This is a genomic window from Salipiger sp. D13, assembly GCF_003703915.1.
Lineage (GTDB): Bacteria > Pseudomonadota > Alphaproteobacteria > Rhodobacterales > Rhodobacteraceae > Salipiger > Salipiger profundus.
Window position 1 is genome coordinate 43,154 of record NZ_ML112602.1, and the last position, 24,441, is coordinate 67,594.

Annotated in this window: 21 protein-coding genes and 1 pseudogene; 7 read left to right on the forward strand and 15 right to left on the reverse strand. The window is 67.4% G+C overall.

All coding sequences use genetic code 11. The features are described from left to right. Positions 1-89 precede the first annotated feature (89 nt). A complete protein-coding gene (locus tag D6860_RS15650) occupies positions 90-1,253 on the forward strand; it encodes an ROK family transcriptional regulator (protein ID WP_076625938.1) in 1,164 nt (387 codons plus the stop codon). A 27-nt stretch (positions 1,254-1,280) separates the two neighbouring features. Here D6860_RS15650 and D6860_RS15655 read toward each other — a convergent pair whose 3' ends face one another. The 6 genes and pseudogenes from D6860_RS15655 to D6860_RS15680 form a co-directional block, all read right to left on the reverse strand. Then, the gene (locus D6860_RS15655) at positions 1,281-2,855 is read right to left on the reverse strand and encodes a ribulokinase (RefSeq protein WP_076625937.1); all 1,575 of its coding nucleotides are present in this window, start codon (positions 2,853-2,855) and stop codon (positions 1,281-1,283) included. A gap of 10 nt (positions 2,856-2,865) precedes the next feature. Then, entirely contained in the window at positions 2,866-3,558 is a 693-nt protein-coding gene (araD, locus tag D6860_RS15660) for an L-ribulose-5-phosphate 4-epimerase AraD (RefSeq protein ID WP_076625936.1), read from the reverse strand. A 75-nt stretch (positions 3,559-3,633) separates the two neighbouring features. Further along, complete coding sequence (locus D6860_RS15665) at positions 3,634-4,599, reverse strand: ABC transporter substrate-binding protein (RefSeq protein ID WP_076625935.1); 966 nt, start codon at positions 4,597-4,599, stop codon at positions 3,634-3,636. A 43-nt stretch (positions 4,600-4,642) separates the two neighbouring features. Next, on the reverse strand, positions 4,643-5,626 hold the full coding sequence (locus D6860_RS15670; protein ID WP_076625934.1) for an ABC transporter permease subunit: 984 nt from the start codon (positions 5,624-5,626) through the stop codon (positions 4,643-4,645). A gap of 435 nt (positions 5,627-6,061) precedes the next feature. Next, positions 6,062-7,304: pseudogene (locus D6860_RS26015) on the reverse strand (sugar ABC transporter ATP-binding protein); the annotation flags it as partial. Positions 7,305-7,321: 17 nt separating this feature from the next. Continuing rightward, complete coding sequence (locus D6860_RS15680) at positions 7,322-8,134, reverse strand: DeoR/GlpR family DNA-binding transcription regulator (protein WP_076626003.1); 813 nt, start codon at positions 8,132-8,134, stop codon at positions 7,322-7,324. Between the two features lie 416 nt (positions 8,135-8,550). Here D6860_RS15680 and D6860_RS15685 point away from each other — a divergent pair, with 416 nt between their 5' ends. Further along, complete coding sequence (locus tag D6860_RS15685; protein ID WP_076625933.1) at positions 8,551-9,573, forward strand: LacI family DNA-binding transcriptional regulator; 1,023 nt, start codon at positions 8,551-8,553, stop codon at positions 9,571-9,573. On the opposite strand, the gene D6860_RS15690 is transcribed toward D6860_RS15685, so the two are convergent. Both D6860_RS15690 and D6860_RS15695 read right to left on the reverse strand, forming a co-directional pair. Then, complete coding sequence (locus D6860_RS15690) at positions 9,565-10,497, reverse strand: alpha/beta hydrolase (protein ID WP_076625932.1); 933 nt, start codon at positions 10,495-10,497, stop codon at positions 9,565-9,567. The genes D6860_RS15685 and D6860_RS15690 overlap by 9 nt on opposite strands. Further along, complete coding sequence (locus D6860_RS15695; protein WP_256359821.1) at positions 10,494-11,684, reverse strand: Gfo/Idh/MocA family protein; 1,191 nt, start codon at positions 11,682-11,684, stop codon at positions 10,494-10,496. Before D6860_RS15695 ends, D6860_RS15690 begins: the two co-directional genes overlap by 4 nt. A gap of 88 nt (positions 11,685-11,772) precedes the next feature. Between D6860_RS15695 and D6860_RS15700 the strand changes: the two genes are divergently transcribed. Genes D6860_RS15700 through D6860_RS15720 form a run of 5 tightly spaced genes read left to right on the forward strand, consistent with a single transcriptional unit; the run spans position 11,773 to position 16,841 of the window. After that, entirely contained in the window at positions 11,773-13,101 is a 1,329-nt protein-coding gene (locus D6860_RS15700) for an ABC transporter substrate-binding protein (protein ID WP_076625930.1), read from the forward strand. Between the two features lie 4 nt (positions 13,102-13,105). Further along, positions 13,106-14,038, forward strand: a complete 933-nt coding sequence (locus tag D6860_RS15705; protein WP_076625929.1) for a carbohydrate ABC transporter permease — start codon at positions 13,106-13,108, stop codon at positions 14,036-14,038. Continuing rightward, on the forward strand, positions 14,035-14,898 hold the full coding sequence (locus D6860_RS15710; RefSeq protein ID WP_076625928.1) for a carbohydrate ABC transporter permease: 864 nt from the start codon (positions 14,035-14,037) through the stop codon (positions 14,896-14,898). Before D6860_RS15705 ends, D6860_RS15710 begins: the two co-directional genes overlap by 4 nt. Continuing rightward, positions 14,895-15,731 carry a sugar phosphate isomerase/epimerase family protein gene (locus D6860_RS15715; RefSeq protein WP_076625927.1) on the forward strand — a complete coding sequence of 279 codons (837 nt, stop codon included), beginning with the start codon at positions 14,895-14,897 and terminating at the stop codon, positions 15,729-15,731. Before D6860_RS15710 ends, D6860_RS15715 begins: the two co-directional genes overlap by 4 nt. A gap of 27 nt (positions 15,732-15,758) precedes the next feature. Beyond that, entirely contained in the window at positions 15,759-16,841 is a 1,083-nt protein-coding gene (locus tag D6860_RS15720) for an ABC transporter ATP-binding protein (protein WP_076625926.1), read from the forward strand. Between the two features lie 28 nt (positions 16,842-16,869). Here D6860_RS15720 and D6860_RS15725 read toward each other — a convergent pair whose 3' ends face one another. The 7 genes from D6860_RS15725 to D6860_RS15755 all read right to left on the reverse strand — a co-directional run bounded on the left by D6860_RS15725 (position 16,870) and on the right by D6860_RS15755 (position 24,396). Beyond that, the gene (locus D6860_RS15725; RefSeq protein ID WP_076625925.1) at positions 16,870-17,502 is read right to left on the reverse strand and encodes an HAD family hydrolase; all 633 of its coding nucleotides are present in this window, start codon (positions 17,500-17,502) and stop codon (positions 16,870-16,872) included. Between the two features lie 104 nt (positions 17,503-17,606). Next, positions 17,607-18,632, reverse strand: coding sequence for a LacI family DNA-binding transcriptional regulator (locus D6860_RS15730; protein ID WP_229743324.1), 1,026 nt, complete (start codon positions 18,630-18,632; stop codon positions 17,607-17,609). 45 nt (positions 18,633-18,677) lie between these two features. Beyond that, positions 18,678-19,952: a D-tagatose-bisphosphate aldolase, class II, non-catalytic subunit gene (locus tag D6860_RS15735; RefSeq protein WP_076625923.1), complete on the reverse strand. Its 1,275-nt coding sequence runs from the start codon at positions 19,950-19,952 to the stop codon at positions 18,678-18,680. An 18-nt stretch (positions 19,953-19,970) separates the two neighbouring features. Then, on the reverse strand, positions 19,971-20,915 hold the full coding sequence (locus D6860_RS15740; protein WP_076625922.1) for a tagatose kinase: 945 nt from the start codon (positions 20,913-20,915) through the stop codon (positions 19,971-19,973). Positions 20,916-20,918: 3 nt separating this feature from the next. Beyond that, complete coding sequence (locus tag D6860_RS15745; RefSeq protein WP_076625921.1) at positions 20,919-21,893, reverse strand: ABC transporter permease; 975 nt, start codon at positions 21,891-21,893, stop codon at positions 20,919-20,921. Next, on the reverse strand, positions 21,890-23,398 hold the full coding sequence (locus D6860_RS15750) for a sugar ABC transporter ATP-binding protein (RefSeq protein ID WP_076625920.1): 1,509 nt from the start codon (positions 23,396-23,398) through the stop codon (positions 21,890-21,892). The genes D6860_RS15745 and D6860_RS15750 overlap by 4 nt, the downstream gene beginning before the upstream one ends. A 110-nt stretch (positions 23,399-23,508) precedes the next feature. Further along, a complete protein-coding gene (locus D6860_RS15755) occupies positions 23,509-24,396 on the reverse strand; it encodes a substrate-binding domain-containing protein (protein WP_076625919.1) in 888 nt (295 codons plus the stop codon). Positions 24,397-24,441 lie beyond the last annotated feature (45 nt).

Here is a 24,441-nt window from a genome sequence, read left to right on the forward strand (position 1 = left end):
TTCCGCCGGCATTACTTTGTTTGGTTGCAAAACAAACATAGTTGCTAGAAGCGGTCAATACGCGAATTTCCGCCCCGGAGGCCGTTGCCATGTCCATGCCCCTTGCCGTCCGCCTGATGAATGAGCGTCGCGCCCTGCAGGCGCTGCTCAACGACGGCGCCATGAGCCGCGCCGGGCTTGCCCGGGCGCTGGATGTCACCCGCTCCACCGCCAGCAGCATCGTCGCCAATCTCGTGGCAGACGGGCGCGTAAAGGAATTGTCCGCTCCGGCGGAGGATGGTGGGCAGCGCACCGGGCGGCCGGGGATCCGGGTGGCTCTGGACCCCGATCACGCGCTGTTTCTCGGGGCCGATATCGGTGCCCAGCTGATCCGGCTCTGCGCCGTGGATTACACCGGCGCCCTGCGCCATGGCGATGCGCGCCCCCTTGCCGGCGGACGGGGGCCGGATGCGGTGGCGGACCAACTGGCCCGGATGGTGACGGACTACCGCGCGACACTGCCCCGCCCCGGCGCGGTTGCCGGGCTCAGCGTTGCGGTGCCGGGTGTCGTCGATGCCGAGGGATGCGTATCAAGGGCGCCACCGCTCGGATGGGGGAAGGTGCCACTGCGCGATGCGCTTCAGGCCCGGCTGCCGGAGGTGACGGTGGTGCGGCTGGTCAATGATGCCAATGCCTTTGCCGTGGCGGAACGGCATGCGGGCGACCCCGCGCCGCCGGACGAGGCGCTCTACATCCTGATCGACGAAGGGGTGGGCGGCTGCATCTTTGCAGGGGGCCGCATGGTCGAAGGCGCGGGCGGTTTCGCGGGCGAGATCGGGCACATGCCCTTCGGACGGCCGGGGCACGGAACGCTGGCGGGTCTGCCGGAGGCCTTCGAGAACCACGTGGCGCGGAGCGCGGTGCTGACGCATCTGGCGCGGTGCGGCGGGAAGGCCGACACCCTCGAGGCGCTCTCGACCCTGCTGGCCGAGGAGGATCCGGCGGCGCGAAAGGTTCTCGAGACGTGGTGCGCGGATTTCGGGCGCGGGCTCGCGGTTCTCGCGACGCTGTTCAACCCTTCCGAGATCGTGGTTGGCGGCGCGGTGGCGATGCTCTTCGGGCAGCGCCGCGCCGCCTGCCTTTCGGCCCTCGGGGCGCATCTCATGCCGGGCACACCGGTGCCCCGGGTGCGGCTCGCGACATTGGGCGCGGAAGCGCCCTCGGTCGGCGCGGCGCGGCTGCTGCACGAAGCCGCCTTTGCCGCGCCCTTGTGACCGGTTGCGGCCCGTCTCAAGCCTGTCTTAGGCCTGACCCAGCCGGAACCCGCGCAGTCTTGGCAGCACCGCACCCGCGTCGAACGGCTCGCCCGCACCGAACCCCATGTAGACGCTGCGGAACAGCTCAAAGAGGTCATCATAGACCGCGTGGCGCGCGGGATCGGGGTCAAAGCGGCGCGCCGGCGGCGCAAGCCGCTCCTGGGCGCTTGCGATATCGTCGAAGATCCCGGCGGCGACAGAGGCCATGATGCAGGATCCGACCCCGGTGGGCGAGCTTTCCGGCACCAGCACCGGGGTGCCCAGCACATCGGCATAGACCTGATTGAGCACGTCGTTCTTCTGCGGGATGCCGCCGCCGTTGATGACATGGGCGATGCTCATGCCGGTTTCGGCGATGCGCTCGTGGATGATGCGGGTGTGCATGGCCATGCCCTCGATCGCGGCGTGCAGCTCGTCCGGGGCGGTGTGGCCCAGGTCCCAGCCCAGCGTCATGCCGCCGAGATCGGGGCGCACGAGGACCGTGCGGTCGCCGTTGTCCCAAGTCAGGCGCAGCAGGCCGGTCTGGCCGGGGCGGTAGCTGTCGAGCCCCTGCATGAGCGTTGCCACGTCGCTGCCCGCGCGCCGGGCGATGGCCTCGAAGAGATCGCCGGTGGCGGACTGGCCCGCCTCGATGCCCGTGGTGTCCGGGGTGACCGAGCCGGGCACGGCGCCGCAGATACCGGGCACCGGGTGGATGTCGGCCGGGGCGATGGCGATGAAACAGGTCGAGGTGCCGACCACGTTGACCACGTCGCCGGACCGCCCGCCGCTGCCAAGCGCATCCCAATGGGCATCGAAGGCGCCGAAGGGGATCGGGATGCCGGGCTTCAGCCCGAGCCGCTCGGCCCACTCTGGGCAGAGATGACCGGCCACCTCGGGCGCCGCCCCGACGGGGCTGTCGAGCTTCGCATTGATTCCGTCAAGCAGCGGATCGACGCGGCTCAGGAAGGCCTGGGACGGGTAGCCGCCCCATTTCGGGCTCCACATCCACTTGTGGCCCATGGCGCAGACCGACCGGCGCACGAGGCCCGGATCGCGCACCCCCGAGAGGGTGGCGGCCAGCATGTCGCAATGCTCCAGCGCGGTGCCGACGCGGTCGCGCTTGTCGGGATTGTGACGCAGGAAATGCAGCAGCTTGGCGTAGCCCCATTCGTGCGAATAGGTGCCGCCGCACCAGTCCAGCGCCTCGAGCCCTTCCGCCCGCGCAAGGGTGGTGATCTCGTCCGCCTCGTGATGCGCCGAATGGTCGGCCCAGAGGTAATAGTCGCACAACGGCTCGAGCCGGTCGTCGACGACGATGACGCTCGACCCGGTGGTGTCGGCGGCAAAGGCCGCGATGGCGTGGCCGTCGATGCCCGCCTCGGAGATGGCGCCGCGCATGGCCCGGGTCAGGGCCTCCATGTGGTCGGCGTGGGATTGCCGCGCGATCAGCGGATCGGCGGGATCACGGTGCAGCGGATAGCCTGCGGCGACCGAGGCGACGGCCTTGCCGCTTTCGGTCTCCATGATGGTGACGCGCACGCTGAGCGTGCCGAAATCGGCGCCTGCGACATAGGTCATTGCGATGTCCTTACTTCTGGCCGTAGGTGGCCTCGGCCCCGTGCTTGCGCTTGTAGTGGTGGTCGAGCAGCGTCTGCGAGATCGGCTCGGTCGCGGGCACGAGCGCCTGCGCGTGCCATGCCATCTTCGCCACTTCCTCGAGAATGACGGCGTTCAGCACCGCCTCGCCCGGCGTTCTGCCCCAGACGAAGGGTCCGTGACCGGCGACCAGGACGGCCGGCACCTCGAGCGGATCGCGGCCCCTGAACGCCTCGACGATGACCTCGCCGGTGGCCTGCACGTAGCGGTCGCGGATCTCTTCGGGCTCAAGGTCGCGGGTCACGGGGATTTCGCCGTGGAAATAGTCGGCATGGGTGGTGCCCAGCGGAATGATCGGACGGCGAACCTGGGCCATGATGGTGGCAAAGGTCGAATGGGTGTGGATCACCGCGCCGATCCCGGGAAAGGCCCGGTAGAGGACGAGATGGGTCTCGAGATCCGAGGACGGGTTCAGCCGGTTGTCATGCGGCCGGCCCTCGAGATCGCACAGCACCATGTGATCGGCGGTCATCTCGTCATAGGGGACGCCGCTGGCCTTGATGGCGATCAGCCCGGACGTCCGGTCGATGCCGCTGGCATTGCCGAAGGTGGCCGTCACGAGCCCGTGGCGGACGGTGGCAAGGTTGGCTTCGAGGACTTGGGCTTTGAAGGCATCGAGGGGCATGGCTGTCTTTCGGGATCGGTGTCGGGAAGTCGTCGCGCGGCGCAGGCCCATGGGCCACGCCGCGCGGAAGGAGGGTCAGCGCTTTGCGGTCCAGCCCTGGTATTCGTCGAGGTTCTCGGCGGTGATCAGCTTGGGCTCGATCAGCACGGTGGTCTCGTCGAGGGTCTCGCCGTTGAACAGCTTGTAGCCCAGATCCAGCGCCTGGCCGGCCATCGTGTAGGGGTCCTGCGAGGCCGAGGCCTTGATCATCGACCCTTCGGTGGCAAGGCTTTCCTCGGTGTCGGGCGCGCCGTCGACGCCGGTGATGATGATGCCGTCACGGCCCAGTTGCTTCGCCGCGAGCTGCGCGCCGAGCGCCATCGGATCGTTGGCGCCGAACACCGCGTCGATGTCGTCGAAGCGGGTGAGCAGGCCCTGCATGACCTGCAGGCCGCCATCGCGCGACCCCTGGCCGTTCTGGTCGTCGGACAGCACGGTGATGCCATCCGCGCCCGCGAAGACCTCGGAGCAGCCGTCGAAGCGGTCGTTGAGCGACGAGGACGACGGCCCCTTGATGATGGCGACGTTGCCTTCGCCGTTCAGCTCTTCGACGATGTATTCGCAGGCCTTGCGACCGGCGGCGATGTTGTCGGTCATCACGGTGACGTCGGCGCCGGGGGCCGACACGTCGAAGGCGGCGACCACGATGCCCGCCTGCTTGGCGCGCATGACGGCGGGGGCGATGGCCTCGTCATCGACGGCGTTGAGCATGATGATGTCGACGCCGGCGGCGATGAAGTTGTCGATCTGGCTGACCTGCTTGTTGAGATCGTAATCCGCCGAAACGGACGTGATCTTCACGTCGGGGTTGATCTCGCGGGCGCTGTCCTCGATGCCTTCGATGGTGGCGACGAAGAACGGGTTGCCCAGCAGGCCGACGGAGATGCCGATGCTTTCCAGCTCCTTCTCCTGCGCCGTGGCCGCCGTTGCGCCCAGGCTGAGGGTCAGGGCCGTGGACAGGGCCAGAGTGGTCAGCCCGGTGAGTTTTCCAGTGATGCGCATGAGTTCTCCTCCTTGAAACTATGATGCGTTCGGTCTTGGTGGTTCAGGTGCGGGCGTTGCCCTTCAGCCGGTAGCGGTCGAGCGCCACGGCCGCGATGATGACGAGGCCCTTGATGATGAATTGCCAGATGTCCGACACGCCGGTCAGGATCAGCCCGTTGGAGAGCACGGCGATGATCAGTGCCCCGATCAGCGTGCCCCAGATCGATCCGACGCCGCCGACGAAGCTGGTGCCGCCGAGGATGACCGCCGCGATGGCGTCGAGCTCGTAGGCCTGCCCCAGCTGCAGCCCATTCGCCGCGTAGAGCCGGGCGGCGGACATGACGCCGCCCAGGCCCGACAGAAGCCCGGACATGCCGTAGACGAAGAGCAGCACCAGCGAGACCTTGATGCCGGTCAGCCGCGCCGCCTCCTGGTTGCCGCCCACCGCGTAGATCCATGTGCCGAGCACGGTGCGGCGCAGGATGAACCACGACAGGACGATCACGAGCAGCGCGATGATGGCGAGGATGGGGATGCCGAAGACCGACCCGTTGCCCAGCACCGCGAAGGGCAGGTTGGCATTGAAGACGGTGGTGTCGTCGCCCATCAGTCGCGCCACGCCGCGCACCGCGGTCAGTGACCCGAGGGTGACGATGAAGGGCGGCAGGGCGAGAAAGGCGATGAGGGCCCCGTTGGCGAGGCCGAAGATCAGCCCGATCCCGAGGCCGGCAAGAATGCCCAGCCAGCCCAGCCCCGGCACCAGCGACGTGATGACCGCGCCCATTGCCGCCGCCGCGAGGGTCGAGCCGACCGACAGGTCGATCCCGCCGGTCAGGATGACAAAGGTCATTCCCGCCGCCAGAACGATGTTGATCGACGCCTGCTGCATGACGATCGACAGGTTGCTCACGCTCAGGAACTTGCCGGTCATCAGGTGGAAGCCCACCGCCAGCAGGATCAGCACCGGCAACATGCCGAGCGCGGTGATGAGGCTGCGGATCTGTTGTGCGCCGCTCGGGGCGGACGTTCCGGTTGTGTCGCTCATGTCTTGTCTCCTCCTTGCCGCACGACGCCTCTCGCGCACGGCGGCGGCCGGGCCGCCACTGTTGGGCTGCCACCGAGGCCGCCGGTCTCGGGCGGCGGCCGTTGGTCGCTGGGGTTTCCGGACCGCCCTGCCTCAGGCGGCCTCTGTTCTGGCTTGGCTGCCGGTCGACAGCTGCATGATCGCTTCCTGGGTGACGGGCGCTTCGGGGGTGGGGGTCAGCGTGCCCGCGATGGTGCCCTCGCGCATGACCATGACCCGGTCAGACACACCGAGGACCTCGGGCAGCTCGCTCGAGATCATCACGACCGCGAGCCCCTCCTGTGCGAGGCCGTCGATGAGCCGATAGATCTCGGACTTGGCCCCCACGTCGACGCCGCGGGTCGGCTCGTCGAGGATGATGACCTCGGGCTGCGCCTCGAGCAGGCGGGCCAGCANTGACCTCGGGCTGCGCCTCGAGCAGGCGGGCCAGCAGCACCTTCTGCTGGTTGCCGCCCGACAGGCTGCCCACGGTGATGCGCGGCGAAGGCGCCTTGATGGCCAGCGACTTGAACGCCTTGGCCGACCGTTTGGCGGCCTCGGCAAAGCGCCGCAGGCCCATCGGCCCGGAATCGCGCTCCATGACGCACATGTTGATGTTGTCGTCGATGGTCATGTCGAGAAACAGGCCAAGCGCCTTGCGGTCCTCGGTCAGGTAGACGATCCCGGCATCCAGCGCCGCGCGCGGAGCATTGGGCGTGACCTCCTGCCCGTGCATCGTCACCTTGCCCGCGGTGGCGGAATCGGCGCCGTAGATGAGCCGCGCAAGCTCGGTCCGGCCCGATCCGACCAGCCCGGCGATGCCCAGAACCTCGCCCCGGCGGACCTCGAACGAGCAGTCCCTGACAAGGCGCCCGTCGCTCATGCCCTCGACCCGCATGACCACCTCGCCGGAACCGGCCTCGGCGGAATGGGCTTTCTTGTAGAAGCTCGACACGTCGCGGCCGACCATCATCTTGACCAGCGCCTCGGCGTTCAGGTTTTCCTTGTCGAGCGTGCCGACATAGCTGCCGTCGCGCAGCACCGAACACCAGTCCGACAGGCGATAGATCTCGTCCATGCGGTGGCTGATGTAGATGATGGCGATGCCTTCGGCCTTCAGGCCCGCGATCACGTCGAAGAGCTTGTCGGTCTCGCGCATCGACAGCGACGTGGTCGGCTCGTCCATGACGATGATCCGTGCGCGGCTCGACAGGGCGCGGGCAATCTCGACCAGCTGGCGTTCGCCCAGCGACAGGCTCGACACCCGCGTGCCGGGGGTGAAGCTCACTCCGAGCCGTTCGAGGATCGGTGCGGTCTCGCGGTGCATCGCGGCGCGGTCGACGATGCCCCGGCGCGACCGTTCGTTGCCGAGAAAGATGTTCTCGGCCACGGTCAGGTTGGGTGACAGCGACAGCTCCTGGTAGATCACCGCGATGCCCGCGGCCTTGGACAGCTTGGGGTTGCCCGTCTGCAGGGGCGCGCCGTCGATCAGGATTTCGCCGCCCGGATCGGGGGTATAGGCACCCGACAGGATCTTCATGAGGGTCGACTTGCCGGCGCCATTCTCGCCCATCAGGGCATGGACCTGTCCGGCTTCGGCGCGGAGCGAGACCTTGGACAGCGCCTTGACCGGCCCGAAGGTCTTGGAGATGTCGCGCATGTCGAGCAGGGGCGTGGTCACTGCGGGCCTCCTTCCGTTGCGCGGGCGGCGCCGGTCTGGGCTCCGGTCCGGGCGATCACCACGTCGACGCCTTCGTCCTCGAGCATCCGTGCATCGGTCTCCGACAGCCCGTCGTCGGTGATCAGGCGGTGGACGCGCGACAGCGGCAGGGCGACGGTGGGCGGGCGTTCCGCGAACTTGCGGCTGTCGACCATCACGATGGTCTCGTTCGCCTGCCGCGACATGTCGTTGCACAGGCGCACCAGCAGCGGATGGCTTTCCAGAAGTCCCGCCGCCGAAATCCCCAGCGCGCCGACGAAGAACTGGTCGGCGAAGAAGTCATAGCTGCTGCGGGCGGGATCGTAGAGGATCCCCGGCTCGCGGTGCAGATCGCCCGCCCCGACGGTCAGCTGGCAGGTGCCGTGCTCGGCCAGATAGCCCGCCAGCGGAATCGAGTTGGTGAAGACCCTCAGGTTCCGGTTGGCGATCCGGCTGCCGAGATGGAAGCAGGTCGACCCGGCGTGCACGATGATCGACGAGCCATCACGCACCATCTCGGAGGCCTTGTCGGCAATGGCGCGTTTCTGCGCCACGGCGATGTCGCGGTTCTGGAAGAAGGGCAGGTTGACGGCGCGGCGCTGACCCGGGGTCGCAGATGCGGCGATGCCGCCATGAACCTTCTGGCCCAGCCCGGCCTCGGCCAGCTTGTCGATGTCGCGGCGCACGGTGGCAGGCGACACCCCGGTGATCGACACGAGGTCGTTGACCGAAACGAAGGCCTGCTCATCGAGCAGGGCGACGATGGCCTTATGGCGTGAAAGATCGCTCACGTATCCTCCCCAGGTCCGAGCGGCGGGATGCTGGATCAGGTCCGGCATCGATGTCATTCGGTCATGTATGACGCGATTCAATCATCCATGCAATATTTTTGTCATTTCTCTGAAGTGGTGATGCCGAACGCTCAAATTTCGAAGGATTCCCTGCATTTGAAGGTCTTCGGATCTGCCGGCGCTCTGTCGCCCGGACCGGCGGCGCTTTACTTTCACGTTCCGTGAGAGACCCGTGAGAGGAAGATGTCGAAGGTGACGAGACTCGCTCATGGGCCGGGAAGCGCCCGCGAAATCGGTCGGCACTGCATGAATTTTCTTTCATGCGGTAAGAAAAATATTTACGAAAGAAACGTAATGCAAAGTTTGCCGGAAAGCTCTCGCCGGGCGACGGCACCGATCACGAAAGCACGGACGTCATGGAGAAAGCGGTTCCCCGCACGATGGAGGAGTTCTCGACCGCCTGCGGGGTGTCCCGACCGACCCTCTCGAAGTTCTTCGAAGACCCCGGAAGCGTCAAGAAGTCCACCCGTCGGCTGATCGAGGCCAAGCTTGAGGAAACCGGCTTCCAGCCGAACCTCTACGCCCGTAATCTCAATCGGAAACAGACCCGGTCGATCGGCATCGTTGTGCCGGCCATCACCGACCCGTTCTATGCCCAGCTCGTCACCCGGCTCGAGCTGATCCTGCGCGAGGAAGGTTACTGGCCGCTGATGATTTCGCCCCATGGCCGGCCCGAGCTTGAACGCGAGGGGCTGGCGACGCTGCAGTCGTTGCGGGTGGGCGGCGCGCTGATCGCCCCCCTGGGCTACGACAGCGATGCCACCGCGCTGGCGCGGTTCACAGGGCAGACCCCTTGCGTGTTTCTCGACAACGGTATCGACGAGAACGTGCCGCTGGTGGGCAATGACAACCGGCAGAGCATCCGGATGATCGTCGATTACCTTTGCCGTTCGGGCACGCCGCCGGTCTACATCAACACGCCGCCGGTAAACCGCAGCTCGGGCCAGCGTTCGGCCTCCTACGAGGCCGCGATGCAGGCCAATGGCCATGCTCCGCTGGTGATCGAAGGCTCCGGACCCGATCCGTGGGATCTGGAGAAAGTGGGCTATGACCGGATGCAGGCCATGCTTGCCGAGGGGCTTCCGGGGCAGACGCTTCTCTGTGCCAACGATCGCCTCGCCTTCGGCGTCATCGCGGCGGCGCATGAGGCAGGGCTGAAGATCGGGCACGGCGACGGTGACGATCTGCGTGTCGCGGGGCACGATGATCACCCGCTCAGCCGCTACAGCGCGCCGTCGCTCACCACCATGGCGCAGGACTACGACGAGATGGCCCGCCGCGCCTGCGCCCGGTTGCTGGCGATGATCTCGGGCACCGACGACGACGACGCGCAGCAGGTCCTGGTGCCCGCCAAGCTTGTCCTGCGCGCCTCAGCCTAGGCGGCGGAGCCAGTCGGCGGCCTCGGCGATGGCGTCGAACGCGGCAGGGCTGTGGCGGCAGTGGCTGAGAAACCCGTGCAGCTCGCCGTGCCATGTGCGGCAGGTGACCTTCGCGCCGGCGGCGCCGAGCGCATCCGCATAGGCGGCGCCTTCGTCATGCAGGATGTCCGCCTCGGCAAGGGCGATGAAGGCCGCCGGCGCTTCGGCCAGCATGGCGCGCTCTGCCAGCAGCGGCGAGACCCGCCAGTCCTCCAGCCGATCGTGGCTGACATACTGATCGCGGAACCAGCGCATGGTGGCCGCGCTCAGCCCGAAGCCTTCGGCGAACCGTGTGTAGCTGTCGGCGCCCTGGGTGGCATCGGTATTGGGATAGAACAGCAGCTGCGCCGACACGCGTGGCAGGGCTGGGTCGCGAACGGAGGCAAGCGCCGCCACCGCCGCGAGGTTGCCGCCCGCGCTGTCCCCGGCAACCAGGACCCTGCCGGGATCGACACCCAGCTCGTCGGCGACGCCGGGCAGGGCGTCGAGGCAGGCCAGCGCATCCTCGATGGCGGCGGGGAAAGGGTGCTCGGGGGCCAGCCTGTAGTCGGGGCAGACCACGACCGCGCCCGTCGCGGCTGCCAGCCTCTGGCAGATCGCGGCATGGGACGCCGGGCTGCCCACCACCCAGCCGCCGCCATGCAGGTAGAGGATCACCGGCGCACCGGCGTCCGGCGCATCCGTCCCGCGCCAGGCAAGCGCGGGTCGCCCGGCAAGGGACAGCGGAAGCGGCCCGTCGGCCAGCCCCGACGCCGCGGGCTCCTGCAGCTCGGGCCAGCCCCGGTCAAAGGCCGCGCGGGCCTCGGCGGCAGTCATGTCCTCGAACGGGCGGCCCGGCGATTGCGCGGCGAGCACCGCTTCGGCGCCCGGGGTCAGGCGAGTCATCGCAGCAGCCCCGTCGCCGCTTCGACATCGAGCGCCGCGGGCTGGTGCGGGGCCGAGGCGATCTCGACCCGGGCCTGTCGCTCTCCGGACAAGAGGATGCTCTCGAGCACCTCCAGCACGTGGAACGCGAGCTCTCCTCCGGCGCGGGGCGTGCGCCCGTGGTCCAGCGCCTCGGCCATCTCGGCCAGGCCAAGAGCCCGGTAGTTGGCGCGATCGGGCTTGTCGAACGGGTAGTTCGTGGTGCCGAAGGGGGTGCCCTCGGAGAGATGCTCCTCCCATGCGCCGCCGGCGGGCGAGAAGGCGACGATGTCGCCGAAATTGTCCGGGTCGGGCAGCCGGAGCGACCCGGAAGTCCCGTGCAGCTCGATCGGCATGTTGGAATGGCGATGCACGTCCCATGACGCGCCGAAGGTGACGATCGTGCCCGAGGCGAACTCGAGCAGCGACAGCGCCGTGGTCGGCGTGCCCACGTCGAAGCTGGTGCCCTGCAGCGGCCCCTCGGCGGTGATGGTGCGCTGCTTCGAACCGAACGAGGTGGCGGCGGTCACCGCGCGCACCGGCCCCAGAAGATGCACCAGCATGGTGAGGTAATAGGGCCCCATATCCAGCACCGGTCCCGCGCCGGGCTGGTAGTAGAAGGCGGGCGAGGGATGCCAGTGCTCCATGCCCCGGCCCAGCATGAATGCGGTGCCGGTGACGATCTGGCCGACCTGCCCGCCGTCGATCAGCGCCCGCGCGCGGCGCCCGGCGGCGCCAAGGAAGGTGTCGGGAGCGGACCCCACCGCCAGCCCGGCGGCCGCGGCGGTGTCGAGCAGCTCGCGCGCCTCGGTCGTCGAGGCGCAGAGCGGCTTCTCGGTGAACACGTGCTTGCCGGCGCGAATCGCGCGCATCGACACCTCGTGATGCGCATTAGGCACCGACAGGTTGAGGATCAGGTCGATGTCCTCGGCGTCGAAGATGTCGTCGACGTCCATGGCGCGAAGGCCGAATTCCGCCGCGCGGGCGTCCGCCGCCTCGGCGCGCAGATCGGCGCAGGCGACCATTTCCAGGCGTTGGAACATCTTGGCGTTGTGCATGTAAATGGCGGATATGTTACCGCAACCAACGACTCCGATGCGCAAAGCGCGGTGTTCTGACTGGACCAATTCACCCTCCCGTGTGACTGACTGCGTCTGATTTCCTTCCACTGTAGAATTAAATTTCTTGACGTGCGACAATTTTTTTTAAAGCATAAGTAAATCGGCGGTAGGAGGCCGCGGATCTAGGGAGGACAAGATGACCAAGACCAAACACACGCCCGTTCGCAGGACCGGACCGGCCCATGTCACCAGGATGGATCGCCGTGCGTTCCTCGCGACCGGGGGGGCCGCACTTGGTGCCACGACCCTCGGGATGCCGCGCCGGGCGCGGGCGCAGGGCCGCACCGAGATCTCGTTTGCCAGCGCGTCGTTCTTTGGCTCGGAGACCTTCGGCGATCTGGTCGACAGCTTCAACGAGAGCCAGGACCGGGTGATGGTGCGCTATCTCGAGCTGCCGCCGCCGAGCTCGTCCACCGAGGTCTACCAGGGGCTCGTGCAGCAACTGGCACGCGGCAACGGCACGCCGGATGTGTTCTCGCAGGACGTGATCTGGATCGCCGGCATGGCCGCCGCGGGCTGGGCGCTGCCGCTGGACGAATTCGTCGATGACGCCATGACCTCGCAGTATTTCGAGGGCACGCTGGCCGCCTGCAAGTGGGACGGCAAGCTGACCGCCCTGCCGTGGTTCATGGACACCGGCATGATGTATCACCGCACCGATCTGGTGGAGAAGCACGGCGGCACGGTGCCGACCACCTGGGCCGAGATGGCGAAGATGGGCAAGGCCGCGCAAGAGGCGGGCGACGCGGAATTCGGCTTTGTCTGGCAGGGCAAGCAGGCCGAGGTTCTGGTCTGCGATGCGGTCGAGGCCATCGCCTCGAACAACGGCGCGATCCTGTCCGAGGATGGCCGCAGCTCGCGCATCGGCGACGCCGAGGCGATCGAGGCGATCCAGTTCCTGCACGACACCATCAACGAGCTGCAGATCAGCCCGTCGGACGTGCTCTCCTGGGACGAAGAGCCGTCGCGGCAGGTCTTCACCAACGGCCAGTCGATGTTCCTGCGCAACTGGTCCTACGTCTGGCCCATCGCGCAGGATCCGTCGGTCTCCGAGGTCGTGGACAAGGTGGGCGCAGGCCCGCTGCCGCATTTCGAAGGGGGCAGCAGCGCCTCGACCCTTGGCGGCTACCAGCTGGGCATGAACGCGAACACCTCGGACCGCGATGCGGCGTGGGAGTTCATGTCGTGGATGTCGGCCCCCGAGCAGCAGAAGCGCATCGCGCTGAACTTCGGTCTCGGGCCGAGCCGGCCGGCGCTGTTCGACGATGCGCAGATCAACGAAGAGCAGCCCTTCATGGCAACGCTGCGCCCGGTCTTCACCGGCGCCACGGCGCGTCCGGTGACGCCGGAATACGCCAAGGTGACGCTGGCGCTGCAGTCCGGCATCTCGAAGGCGCTGGTCAATGGCCGCGTCGAACAGGAGATGAAGGCCCTCTCCAGCCAGCTCGACGGCATCGTCGGGTAAGCGAATGGCGTTCTACGACACGACAACCAGCGCGGCGGCTTCCACCCGTCGCCGCGCACGGCTGCCGCGCTTCGCGTGGCCCTGGCTGCTGCTGCTGCCGACCTTCCTTGCCATCGGAGCGGTGGCCTTCTGGCCGATCCTCGAAGGGCTGCGGCTGTCGCTCACCAACACGTCGCTGATCACGCGGCAGTCCGACTACGTCGGGCTCGAGAACTACGCGGGGCTGCTGTCGGACAGCAACTTCTGGAACGCGTGGGGCCACACGGTGTGGTTCACCGTGGCGTCGACCTTTCTCGAGACGGTGATCGGCCTGGTCATGGCGCTGGTGCTGTGCGAACATTTCCGCTTCCGCGGACTGGTGCGCGCGGCCATGCTGGTGCCTTGGGCCATGCCCACGGTGGTCACCTCGAAGATGTTCGGCTGGCTGTTCGACGGGCAGAACGGTGTCGTGAACTGGATCCTGATGAACATCGGGCTGCTGGACGACAAGGTGAACTGGTACGGCAACCCCGATACCGCGCTCACCACGCTCATCATCGCCGATGTCTGGAAGACCACGCCCTTCATGGCGCTCCTGCTGATGACCGGGCTGCAGACCATCCCCAAATCCCTGACCGAGGCCGCCCGCATGGATGGCGCCGGCGCCTGGATGATCTTCTGGACCATCCGCCTGCCGTTGCTGATGCCGACGCTGCTGATCGCCGGCCTGTTCCGCGCGCTGGACGCGTTCCGGGTGTTCGACCTTGTCTACGTGCTGACCGGGGGCGGGCCCGCCGACAGCACCGAAACCCTGTCGACGCTGGCCTACAAGAGCCTCTTCTCGACGCTGGAATTCGGCTACGGCTCGACCGTGTCGACGGCCATGTTCATCACCGAAGCCGCGCTGGCCACGATCCTCGTGCTCTGGCTCGTGCATGTCATCCGGAGGACCACATGACCGACGCCGCACCCACCGCCGCCTCCTCCCGCGGCAAGCTGATCGCACGCCGCACGCTTCTCTACATCGCGGCCACGCTGATCTTCGTGTGGTCGGCCTCGCCCTTCGTCTGGCAGTTCTCGACCTCGTTCCAGCTCGACAAGGCGCTGACCTCGGGGTCGCCGAAACTCTGGCCCGATCCCTTTACGTGGCAGCACTACATCAACGTCTTCGTCGACAAGCAGCTGCAATACTACGTGCTGAACTCGCTGATCGTGTCGCTGTCGACCACGTTCCTGTGCCTTGCGATCGGATCGCTTGCGGCGTTCTCGCTCTCGCGGCTGAACGTGAAGGGGCGTTACGGCATCCTCATGGTGATCCTGTCGGTGTCGATGTTCCCGCAGATCACGCTGGTGGGGCCGCTTTACATCGTGGCTTCGAGCCTCGGGCTGCTCGACACCTACACGGCGCTGATCCTCGTCTACATCGCGCTGGTGCTGCCGCTGGTCACATGGGTGATGTACGGCTACTTCGAGACCCTCCCGCGCGAGATCGACGAGGCGGCGCGGATGGACGGGCTGCACGTGGTAGGCCTTTACTGGCACATCATCCTGCCGATGTCGCTGCCGTCGCTGGTCACCACCGGGCTGCTGGCCTTCATCACCGCGTGGAACGAGTTCCTCTTTGCGCTGGCCTTCACGTCCAACATCGAACACCAGACGATCCCCGTCGGGATCGCCAACTTCACCAATCTCTACTACGTGCCCTGGGGCGATATCGCTGCGGCCTCCGCCGTGGTCACCGCGCCCCTGATCGTGCTCGTGCTGGTCTTCCAGCGGCACATCATCGACGGGCTGACCCAAGGGGGTATCAAGGAATGACCGTGCAACAGGATTTCAAGCTGGGCTGCCAGACCTTCACATGGGAAATGCTGGGGGATGACTGGAAGGGCGGCCCCGATGACCTGCTCGAGGCGATCTCGGGCGCCGGCTACACCGGGATCGAGATCACCGACAAGATGATCGGCCACTACATCGACGATGCGCCTGCCTTTGCCCGCGCGCTCGAGGCTGCCGGCCTGACGCTGGTGAGCTACGCCGTCGCCTCGCCCAGCGGGTATTGCGAGGCCGATGCCGTGGCCTCCGACGTCGAGCAGATCCGCCGCACCGCCGGTTTCGTGGCGCGGTTCCCCGGGGCGCTGATCTCGATGGGATCCGCGACGGTGATGTCGCCCGGCGCGCGCGCGGCCAAACACGACATCGCGGCGCGGGTCTACAGCGAAAGCCACGCGGCGGCGCGGGCCGAGGGCGTCGAGGTGGCGGTGCACCCCAGCTCGCACACCGACACGCTGATCTACGACGAAGCCGACTATGTCGCCATCTTCGAGCGCATGGACCCGGATGTCGGCTGGGTGCCGGACACCGGCCACATCCTGCGCGGTGGCCAGTCGGTGGCGGATGCCATGACCCGCTGGCGCGACCGCATCCGCTATGTCCATCTCAAGGACGTGGACCAGGGCGGCGACTGGGCCATGCTCGGCGCGGGCGTCGTGGACGTCTCCGAGGTCGGCCGCATCGCGGCATCGGCGCCCCGGTTCAACGGCTGGCTCGTGCTGGAAGAGGAATCCGAGGCCGCGGGCCGTGATCCCTCGGGCGCGGTGGCTGCCAACTTCAAGACCCTGCGCGAGGCCCTCTCGGCCAGTGCAGACCACTGAAATGCGCCGGAACGGGAGGAGGACCCAATGTCCGATCTGAAACTGCGTGACGTGCGCAAGAGCTTTGGCGCCGTCGATGTCATCAAGGGTGTCGATTTCGACGTGGACGACCGCGAGTTCGTCGTCTTCGTCGGTCCCTCCGGCTGCGGCAAGTCCACGCTGCTGCGGATGATCGCGGGGCTGGAGAGCATCACCTCCGGCGAGCTGACCATCGACGGGGTGCGCGAGAACGAGAGCGAGCCGACCGAGCGCGGCCTTGCCATGGTCTTCCAGAGTTACGCGCTTTATCCGCACATGACGGTCGAGGAGAACATGGGCTTTGCCCTGCGGGTGGCCAAGCTGCCCAAACACGAGATCGCCGAAAAGGTGCGCACCGCCGCCGAGGTGCTGGAGCTGGGACACCTGCTCGACCGGCGCCCCAAGGAGCTTTCGGGCGGTCAGCGCCAGCGGGTCGCCATCGGCCGCGCCATCGTGCGCAACCCGAAGATCTTCCTCTTCGACGAGCCGCTGTCGAACCTCGATGCGGCGCTCAGGGTGAACATGCGGCTCGAGCTCATGCGGCTTCACAAGCAGCTCGATGCGACGATGATCTACGTGACCCATGACCAGACCGAGGCCATGACCATGGCCGACAAGATCGTGGTGCTGCGCGACGGGCTGATCGAACAGGTCGGCGCGCCGATGGCGCTTTACAACAGGCCCGCCAATGTCTTCGTCGCCGGGTTCATCGGCGCGCCGAAGATGAACTTCCTGCCGGCCAGGGCCGAAGGGGGCGGGCTGCGTCTTCCCGGCGGGGCGATGCTGCCCATGGCCGAGGCCTCGGCCTGTGCGCAGGTCGGCATCCGGCCCGAACACCTGTCGCTGGATCCGATGCCCGGCGAAGGGGCGCGCTGGAAAGGCACCGTGCGGATCGTCGAGCGGCTTGGCGGGTTGACCAACCTGCACGTGGACGTGGGATCGGGTTTCGATCTCGTGGTGCAGGCCGCCGGCGCGCATGACGCGCAAACGGGTGACACGGTCGCGCTTGCGGCGGACCCGGCGCATCTGCATTTCTTCGATCACAAGGAACAGCGCATCGAACCCGAGCTGCGGCAGGCGGAACCCGCCTGACCGCCAGATCGCGGCTCGGCCGCTGTCCTCAGGCGGCGGGCTGTCCCAGCAACGCCGCCAGCGCCGAGGCGGGCTGCGCTCCGGGAATATCGGCCGGGCCGATCACGAAGACCGTCGCCCCGGCATCCAGTCCCGCCCGTGCGCCGGTGGGGCTGTCTTCCATCACCGCGCAGCGCTCGGGCGCGACCCCGAGGAGTCGTGCCACCCGCAGGTAGGGCTCGGGCGACGGCTTGCCCTGCACAACGTCGTTGCGGGTGACGGTGACCATCTGCGGCCGGGCAATCCCGAGCGCCGCGATATTGCCTTCCACCAGCATCCGGTCCGAGTTGGACACCAGCGCCTGCGCGATCCCGGCATCGCGCGCGGCGGTCCAGATGGCAAGGGCCTCGGGGATCGCCTGCACCTCGGTGTGATGGGCAAGGAACTGCCTGTAGCGGATGTCGCACCAGTCGGGCAGCGACAGTGTCAGCCCGCAATGGGCCACGAGCCAGGCGTGGTTTTCCTCTTCCGATCGACCGACGATGTGATCGTGGAAACCCTCGGGCAGGCTCAGGCCGAGGGTTTCTGCGGCAAGGACGAAAGAGCGCGCCTGAAGCGGTTCGCTGTCGGCGAGGGTGCCATCCACGTCCCACAGGATCGCGTCGAAGGAAGTTGGTCGCATGGTCGTTCTGTTTCCGTATGGCAGGAAATATCGGTGCGGACATCCCTGCACCGGAGGGACGCTTCAATGCCTGTGCCGAAGATTGCGGCACAGGCTCGAAGGGGTCAGGCGGAGGCCCTGAGTTTCAACTCCGCCCGCAGCAGGATGTTGCGCGGCTTGGTCGTGCCGTCGTGTTCGATGCATGTGATCAGCTCGGACATGGCCCGGTGTGCCATCTCGCCGTAATTCTGCGCCACCGTGGTCAGCGGCGGGCAGGAAAAGCGCGCCTGGGGATGATCGTCGTGCCCGGCGATGCGCAGGTCGCAATCCTCGTCGCGGCCGACCTTCAGGCCGGCCTCCCAGGCGGCAAGCTGCGCGCCGAGCGCGATACGATCGTTGGCGCACAGCAGCGTGCGCGTGGGGAGACCGCCCGCAAGGAGATCACGGGCGCACTCGTGGCCGAACCGCTCGAACTCCCAGCTGTCGCTCTCCGGGATCGGCAGGATGTGCGGGGGCTGCCCCGCCGCCGCCATAGCCCGGAGATAGGCGTCGAGACGGGCCGCCGCGTTGCGGTTGATGTTCGGCATGCCGAGATAGCAGGGCGGCTCGCCCGACCGGCAGAGGTAGTCGACGATCAGCCCCATGCTTTGCATGTTGTCGGTGCCGACGAAGGCGACCGGGTGATCGGGGGGGCTGTCGACGTAGACCAGCGGTATCTCGTCCTCGAGCTGCGCCAGCCGCACGCTGCGCCCGGTCGCGCCGGTGGGAACGACGATCAGCCCTGCCACCGTCATCGATTGCAGCCTGTCGATGGCAGAGCTTTCCAGCGCGTGCTGGCCGTTGGTCGACAGCATGAAGGCCAGGTAGCCCGCCTTCGCTGCCAGTTCCTCGACCGAGCGGGTAAGCTCCATGTAGAACGGGTCGGTCGAATTGGGGATGATGATCCCGATGATCCGGCTGCGCCGCCGCTTGAGGTTCACCGCGAAGATGTTCGGGCTGAACCCGCTCTCCTTCAGTGCCGTCTCGATCCGTGCCCGGGTGGTGTCGCGCACGGACGCGGGATCGTTGAAGAATTTCGACACGGTCGGGCGGGACAGCCCGACATAGGCCGAGAAATCCTCCATCGTCCTGATATCCGTTCGCTTCACCATGTGGCGTGTCTTGCTCCTGTGCGGCGTCCGGGCCACCTGATAGCCTCAGGCCCCGCAGGCCGAAAGGTAATCCTGCATCAGCGCCTCGACGGCGGCGAGCGCGAGATCCTCGGCCTTCGGTGCCAGCGTGCCTCCGCGGACGGCGGCATAGCGCGCTCCCAGGTACTGGCCGATCAGGGTTTCGGGCAAGGGCCTGTTCCCCAAGAGGGCGAAAAGCTCGGCCACGGCGGCTTCGGCGTCGGGCTGCGGCCAGTAGTAGCGAATGCGGTCGGAGTAGCTGAAATGCCGCTGCAGCGCACGCTCCGCGCCGCTTCCCTCGTAGTAGCGATCCCAGTTGGCGGGCGCGGCCATCATCACGTCTTCCATGGTCTGGCGCAGGGTGCGGCTGCGCTGGCCGGGGAACAGTTCCTCGGCGACCTGGTCGAGCCCGTAGAGCGCCTCGCGCAGCATGAAGGTAAGGCCCGGGCCGACCTTGAGGATGGCGAACCCGTCCCGCACGAGCGCGGCAAGACCGGCGCGGCGCTGGTAGTCGGTGGAATGCGCCTCGAAGCAGATCCCCGGCAGGTCCGTCAGCGCCGCCGACAGCGGCTGCGCCGCCGCGCTGTCGTAGTCGATAACGTTGTGGTTGCCGAACTCGACGCCCGGCTGGACCACGGCGGCGATGACGCGGGAAAACGCATCGTCCTGCCCGGCATCGCTGAATGCCTTGCGGTGGACCTCGACCGTGGTTCTTGCCGCAGCTGGATCGGTGAGCTCGAGCGTGTCGAGCTCCTCCATGGCGCCGCCGGGGATCGGGACCTCGGTGCCGATGATGTAGACCGGAGCAGTGCCGCCCGAAGGCCGGGCGTCCTCGGCGGCGGCGGCAAGGCGGGCGGCCCGCGAGGCGGTGACCCTGTCGTCGAGCGCCACCGGCTCGCCCGCGCAGCCCATCGAGCAGTCGAGGTGCAGCTTGGTGAAGCCCGCTGCCGAGAACGCCTGGATCATCGCGTCGGCCTTGTCCATCGCCTCATCCGCTGGCAGGGCTTTCCACGGGTTCGGGCCGAGATGATCGCCGCCAAGGATCAGGCGGGCCGGATCGAAGCCTTCTTCGGCCGCGATGCCTTCGACGAAGGTCCGGAAATCGGCGGGTGTCATGCCGGTGTAGCCGCCATCCTGGTTGACCTGGTTGCAGGTGGCCTCGATCAGCAGGGGCAGGGCGGTGGGCGCGGTGGCGCGCATGGCGGCGCGCAGCACCATGGCATTGGCGGAACACACCGACGGGATGCCAGACGGGCCGGCCTCGTGGCGCCAGTTTGCGATGTCGTGCAGGGGGTTTGTCATGGGATCGGTCCTGGATGTTCAGCCGGTTTCGGTCGTGGCGAGCAGCGCGGCGAGCTCGGCCCGGGTCGAGGTGCCCTCCATGGGGCCAAGCCGGGTGACGGCGCGCGCGCCGGCCGCGTTGGCGTGGGTCAGCGCGGTGGCGGGATCGGCCCCGTCCAGCCAGAAGCTGACGAAGGCCCCGCCAAAGCAATCGCCTGCGCCGGTGGGGTCGAGCTCCTCGACCGCGATGGCCGCGACATCGGTGCGGCCTCCGGCGTCGAAGTGGCTTGCCCCATCGGCGCCGCGCTTGATGACGATGTCGCGCACGCCGCGCTCCAGCAGCTCGGCGACCGCCTCGGCTTCGGTCTGTGCCTCGGTGAAGAGAAAGATCTCGTCGCCCGAGGGCATGAAGAGGTCGGTCTGCGCCAGCACCCGGTCCAGCGCCTCGCGCAGGCCGGGGGTGTTCAGGATCTCCGGGCGCAGGTTGGGGTCGAAGCTCAGCGTGCCGCCGTTCTGCTTGACGACCTCGACAGCCTCCATGGCGCGCGCGGCAAGGCCGGGGGCCGAGAGGGCGGTGCCCATGACATGCATGTGGGTGCAGCCGTCCATGACCGCGCGGCCGTGGGGCGTGGCGGGAAGGGTGCCGCAGGCGGCGTTGGCGATGTTGAACACGAAGACGCGCGAGCCGTCTTCGCGGTAGCGCACGAAGGCCGAGCCGGTGCTTTCGCCCGGCGCGACCTCGACCCCGCTCACATCCACCCCGTCGCGGCGCAGACGGTCGAGGTTGAGCTGGCCGAAATCATCGTCACCGACGCGGCCGAGGATGGCGCAGGGCTTGCCGAGCTTGCCCACCTGGTCGATGAAGATCGCCGGTGCCCCCGAGGGGAAGGGGCCGATCAGCGGCTGCGCCTCGCGAAAGCCATCGCCCTTCGTGGTCGCGACGATCTCGACAAGGATCTCTCCGACGGTCAGGACCTTTGCCATGGCTCAGCCCTGCCGCTGCTTGGAGCGCACGTCGAGCCAGACGGCGACGAGGATCACCAGCCCCTTGACGATCAGCTGGTAGAAATAGGGCACCGACAGCATGTTCATGCCGTTGTTGAGCACCCCGATGATGAGCGCCCCGATCAGCGTGCCCACCATGGTGCCGACCCCGCCTGCCAGCGACGTGCCGCCCAGCACGGCGGCGGCGATGGCATCGAGCTCGTAGCTCATGCCGGCGTTGGTCTGCGCCGAATAGAGCCGCGAAGACAGCAGGATCCCCGAAACGGCGGCCATCACGCCCGAGATCATGAAGATCTTGATCTTCATGCCATCCACGTTGATGCCGGAATAGAGCGCCGCCTCGCGGTTGCCCCCGGTGAGATACGCCTTGCGGCCGAAGGTGGTGTGCGCCAGCGCCACGTGGTTGACGAGAAACAGCGCCAGCACGATCCAGATGATGATCGGCAGGCCGAGGAAGCTGTTCGCGCCGATCGCGATCCAGGTGGGGTCCATGTTCATGGCCGGGGCGCCGCCGGTGGGCAGGCTGACGAAGCCGCGGTAGATGCTCATCGTGGCGACCGTGACGATGAAGGACGGCAGCATCAGCTTGGCGGTCATGGTGCCGTTGAAGAGCCCCATGATCGCGCCCGAGGCCAGCGTCAGCACCAGCGCCGGCACGAAGCCCCAGCCCAGCCCGATCACCTGTGCCCCGACCATCCCCGCGACGGCGATGATCGACCCGATGGACAGGTCGATCTCGCCCAGCAGGATCACCCATGTCATGCCGAAGGCGGCAATGGCGATCACCGCCACCTGCTGGAAGATGTTGGTGAAGTTCGCCAGCGACAGGAAACGGTCGTTGGTCAGCGAAAAGATGACGCAAAGCGCCACGAGGGACAGCACGATCCCCGCATACTGGCGGATCATGGCGCGGACGTAGCTGTGGCCCTGCGGCTGCGTGGAGGTGGTATCGGTCATTGGACATGTCCCGTGGCAAAGGTCATCACCCTCTCGGGTGTCAGCGTGTCGCGGGGGGCGGTGGCGGCCACGCGCCCCTCGGACATGATCATCACGCGGTCGGCCATCCCGAGCACCTCGGGCAATTCCGAGGACACCATGAGGATCGCCGTGCCTTCGGCGGCAAGTTGGCGGATGATGCGGTAAATCTCGAACTTGGCGCCCACGTCGACGCCGCGGGTCGGCTCGTCGAGGATGAGGATGCGGGGCTTCGTGGCCAGCCACTTGGCAAGCACCACCTTCTGCTGGTTGCCGCCCGACAGCGTGCCGGTGACCGTCTCGATGGAGCCGGTGCGGATGCCGAGGCGCTGCACCTCGGTGGCGGCGGCAGCGCGTTCGGGGCCGCTGCGCAGGAAGCCGCGCCCCGAGAACCGCCCGAGTGCTGCCATGGTCACGTTGGGCCGCAGCCCGTGCGACAGCACGAGACCCTGTTCCTTGCGGTTCTCGGTGACGAACCCGATGCCCTGCGTGATGGCCTGCGCGGCGCTTGAAATCCTGACCTCGGAGCCGTCGATCTCGATCCGGCCGGTATCGGCGGGCAGTATCCCGAAGAGCGCGTTCATCACCTCGGACCGGCCCGAGCCGACAAGACCGAAGACCCCGAGGATCTCTCCCGCCGCCAGATCGAAGCTCACGTCCTCGAAAGCGCCCTTGCGGGACAGGCCTTCGACCCTCAGCATGGGTACATCGCGGGGCTCGGCCTCGGGGGCAATCCGGGGAGGATAGATCTCATCCATGCGACGCCCGACCATCATGGCGATCAGCGCGTCGATGGTGGTCTCGTCCTTTTCAACGGTGTCCACGTATTCGCCGTCGCGCACCACCGTGATGTCATCGGACAGGCGCATGATCTCTTCCATGCGGTGCGAGATGTAGATCACCGCCTTGCCCTGCGCGGTCAGCTTGTCGATGATCCGGAACAGGATCTCGGCCTCGCTGTCGGACAACGACGAGGTCGGCTCGTCGAAGATCACCACCCGCGCGTCATGGCTCAGGCCCTTGGCGATCTCGACCAGCTGGCGCTGCGCGATCGACAGATCCGCCACCCGCGCGTTGACATCGAGCGGCAGGCCGAGGTCGGCCACCAGCGCCCGGGCCTGCGCCACCAGCTTGCGATCCGAGATGAAGCCCATCCGGGTCGGTTCGCGCGTGGCAAGGATGTTCTCGGCCACGGTCAGGTTGTTGCAGAGACTGAGTTCCTGGAACACGATGGCCAGTCCCGCGGCGGCGGCGTCCTGCGGGGTGCGCGGACGGAAATCCTTGCCACCGAGGGTGATGTCGCCCTCGGTGGGCAGCTGCACCCCCGCGAGGATCTTCATCAGCGTGGACTTGCCTGCACCGTTCTCGCCAAGGATCGTGTGGACCCGGCCCGCGCGGACCGTGAGGTCCATGTGCCGCAGCGCAACGATGGGGCCGAAGGTCTTGCGGACCCCGGTCAGGTGCAGGACGACGTCACCATGCTCCATGGCGGCCTCCTTTGGGGAATCGGGAAACTCGGGCCGGTCCCGGTGACGCGATGCGCCCGAGGGGGGACCGTGTGGTGACCGGCGGTGCTGGGACCACCGGTCACGTAGGGTCATTTGCCGGTGTAGACGCCCGGGACGATGGGCTGCTCGGCAGGCACCTCTTCGCCGTTCATGATGGCGATGGCGGTGTCGACGGCCATCTTGCCCATCTGATCGGGGAACTGCTGGATCACGCCCACCATGACAGGATCGGAATCGACGGCATTGCGCGCCTCTTCCATGCCGTCGAAGCCGATGACCTGGACCTGCTCGGAGAGGCCCGCGCTCTTCACCGCCACGGCGGCGGCAAGGGCGGCATCGTCGCCGAAGCCGAAGATCCCGCTGATGTCGGGATTGGCCTGCAGCATGTTCTGCGCCGCCGCGAGCGCCTCGGCGCGGGTGATGCCGGTCTGCTGGGCGACGATCTCGATGCCGGGGAACTCTTCGAGCCCCTTCTTGAACCCGTCGATGCGGGCGACGACCGATTGCACGGTCGGGTAGTCGATGATCGCGACCTTGCCCTCACCGCCAAGCTGCTCGCCCATCAGCTCCGCCGCACGCACGCCGCCGGCGTAGTTGTCGGTGCCGATGTAGGACGTCACGTCGACGCCTTCGGCGGGCACATCCACGGTGATCACCTCGATGCCGGCGGCCTTGGCCTTCATGATGGCGGGCAGGGCGCCCTGGCTGTCGACCGGGGAAATCACCAGCACGTCGACGCCCTTGACGATGAAGTCCTCGACGTCGGCCAGCTGCTTGGACAGGTCCTGGGTGGCGATGGACACCTCGAGCGGGACGCCGCGCGCATCCGCCTCTGCCTCCATGGCGTTGTTGATCTCGATGTAGAACGGGTGCTGCTGCGTCAGCAGCGACGCGCCGATGCCATCGGCCATGGCGCCGGTGGCTGTCATGAGCGCGAGCGTTGTCGACGCAAGAAGCGTGCGGGTGATGGATTTCATAAGTGTTCCTCCCAGAACATCGGGATGCTGCTCCGCCGATCGGCC

What these genes read in the sequence shown, in the direction of transcription:
- D6860_RS15650 (WP_076625938.1), top strand. Translation starts at nt 90, where the DNA reads ATGTCCATGCCCCTTGCCGTCCGCCTGATGAATGAGCGTCGCGCCCTG.
- D6860_RS15655 (WP_076625937.1), bottom strand. Translation starts at nt 2,855, where the DNA reads ATGACCTATGTCGCAGGCGCCGATTTCGGCACGCTCAGCGTGCGCGTC.
- araD (WP_076625936.1), bottom strand. Translation starts at nt 3,558, where the DNA reads ATGCCCCTCGATGCCTTCAAAGCCCAAGTCCTCGAAGCCAACCTTGCC.
- D6860_RS15665 (WP_076625935.1), bottom strand. Translation starts at nt 4,599, where the DNA reads ATGCGCATCACTGGAAAACTCACCGGGCTGACCACTCTGGCCCTGTCC.
- D6860_RS15670 (WP_076625934.1), bottom strand. Translation starts at nt 5,626, where the DNA reads ATGAGCGACACAACCGGAACGTCCGCCCCGAGCGGCGCACAACAGATC.
- D6860_RS15685 (WP_076625933.1), top strand. Translation starts at nt 8,551, where the DNA reads ATGGAGAAAGCGGTTCCCCGCACGATGGAGGAGTTCTCGACCGCCTGC.
- D6860_RS15690 (WP_076625932.1), bottom strand. Translation starts at nt 10,497, where the DNA reads ATGACTCGCCTGACCCCGGGCGCCGAAGCGGTGCTCGCCGCGCAATCG.
- D6860_RS15700 (WP_076625930.1), top strand. Translation starts at nt 11,773, where the DNA reads ATGACCAAGACCAAACACACGCCCGTTCGCAGGACCGGACCGGCCCAT.
- D6860_RS15705 (WP_076625929.1), top strand. Translation starts at nt 13,106, where the DNA reads ATGGCGTTCTACGACACGACAACCAGCGCGGCGGCTTCCACCCGTCGC.
- D6860_RS15710 (WP_076625928.1), top strand. Translation starts at nt 14,035, where the DNA reads ATGACCGACGCCGCACCCACCGCCGCCTCCTCCCGCGGCAAGCTGATC.
- D6860_RS15715 (WP_076625927.1), top strand. Translation starts at nt 14,895, where the DNA reads ATGACCGTGCAACAGGATTTCAAGCTGGGCTGCCAGACCTTCACATGG.
- D6860_RS15720 (WP_076625926.1), top strand. Translation starts at nt 15,759, where the DNA reads ATGTCCGATCTGAAACTGCGTGACGTGCGCAAGAGCTTTGGCGCCGTC.
- D6860_RS15725 (WP_076625925.1), bottom strand. Translation starts at nt 17,502, where the DNA reads ATGCGACCAACTTCCTTCGACGCGATCCTGTGGGACGTGGATGGCACC.
- D6860_RS15730 (WP_229743324.1), bottom strand. Translation starts at nt 18,632, where the DNA reads ATGGTGAAGCGAACGGATATCAGGACGATGGAGGATTTCTCGGCCTAT.
- D6860_RS15735 (WP_076625923.1), bottom strand. Translation starts at nt 19,952, where the DNA reads ATGACAAACCCCCTGCACGACATCGCAAACTGGCGCCACGAGGCCGGC.
- D6860_RS15740 (WP_076625922.1), bottom strand. Translation starts at nt 20,915, where the DNA reads ATGGCAAAGGTCCTGACCGTCGGAGAGATCCTTGTCGAGATCGTCGCG.
- D6860_RS15745 (WP_076625921.1), bottom strand. Translation starts at nt 21,893, where the DNA reads ATGACCGATACCACCTCCACGCAGCCGCAGGGCCACAGCTACGTCCGC.
- D6860_RS15750 (WP_076625920.1), bottom strand. Translation starts at nt 23,398, where the DNA reads ATGGAGCATGGTGACGTCGTCCTGCACCTGACCGGGGTCCGCAAGACC.
- D6860_RS15755 (WP_076625919.1), bottom strand. Translation starts at nt 24,396, where the DNA reads ATGAAATCCATCACCCGCACGCTTCTTGCGTCGACAACGCTCGCGCTC.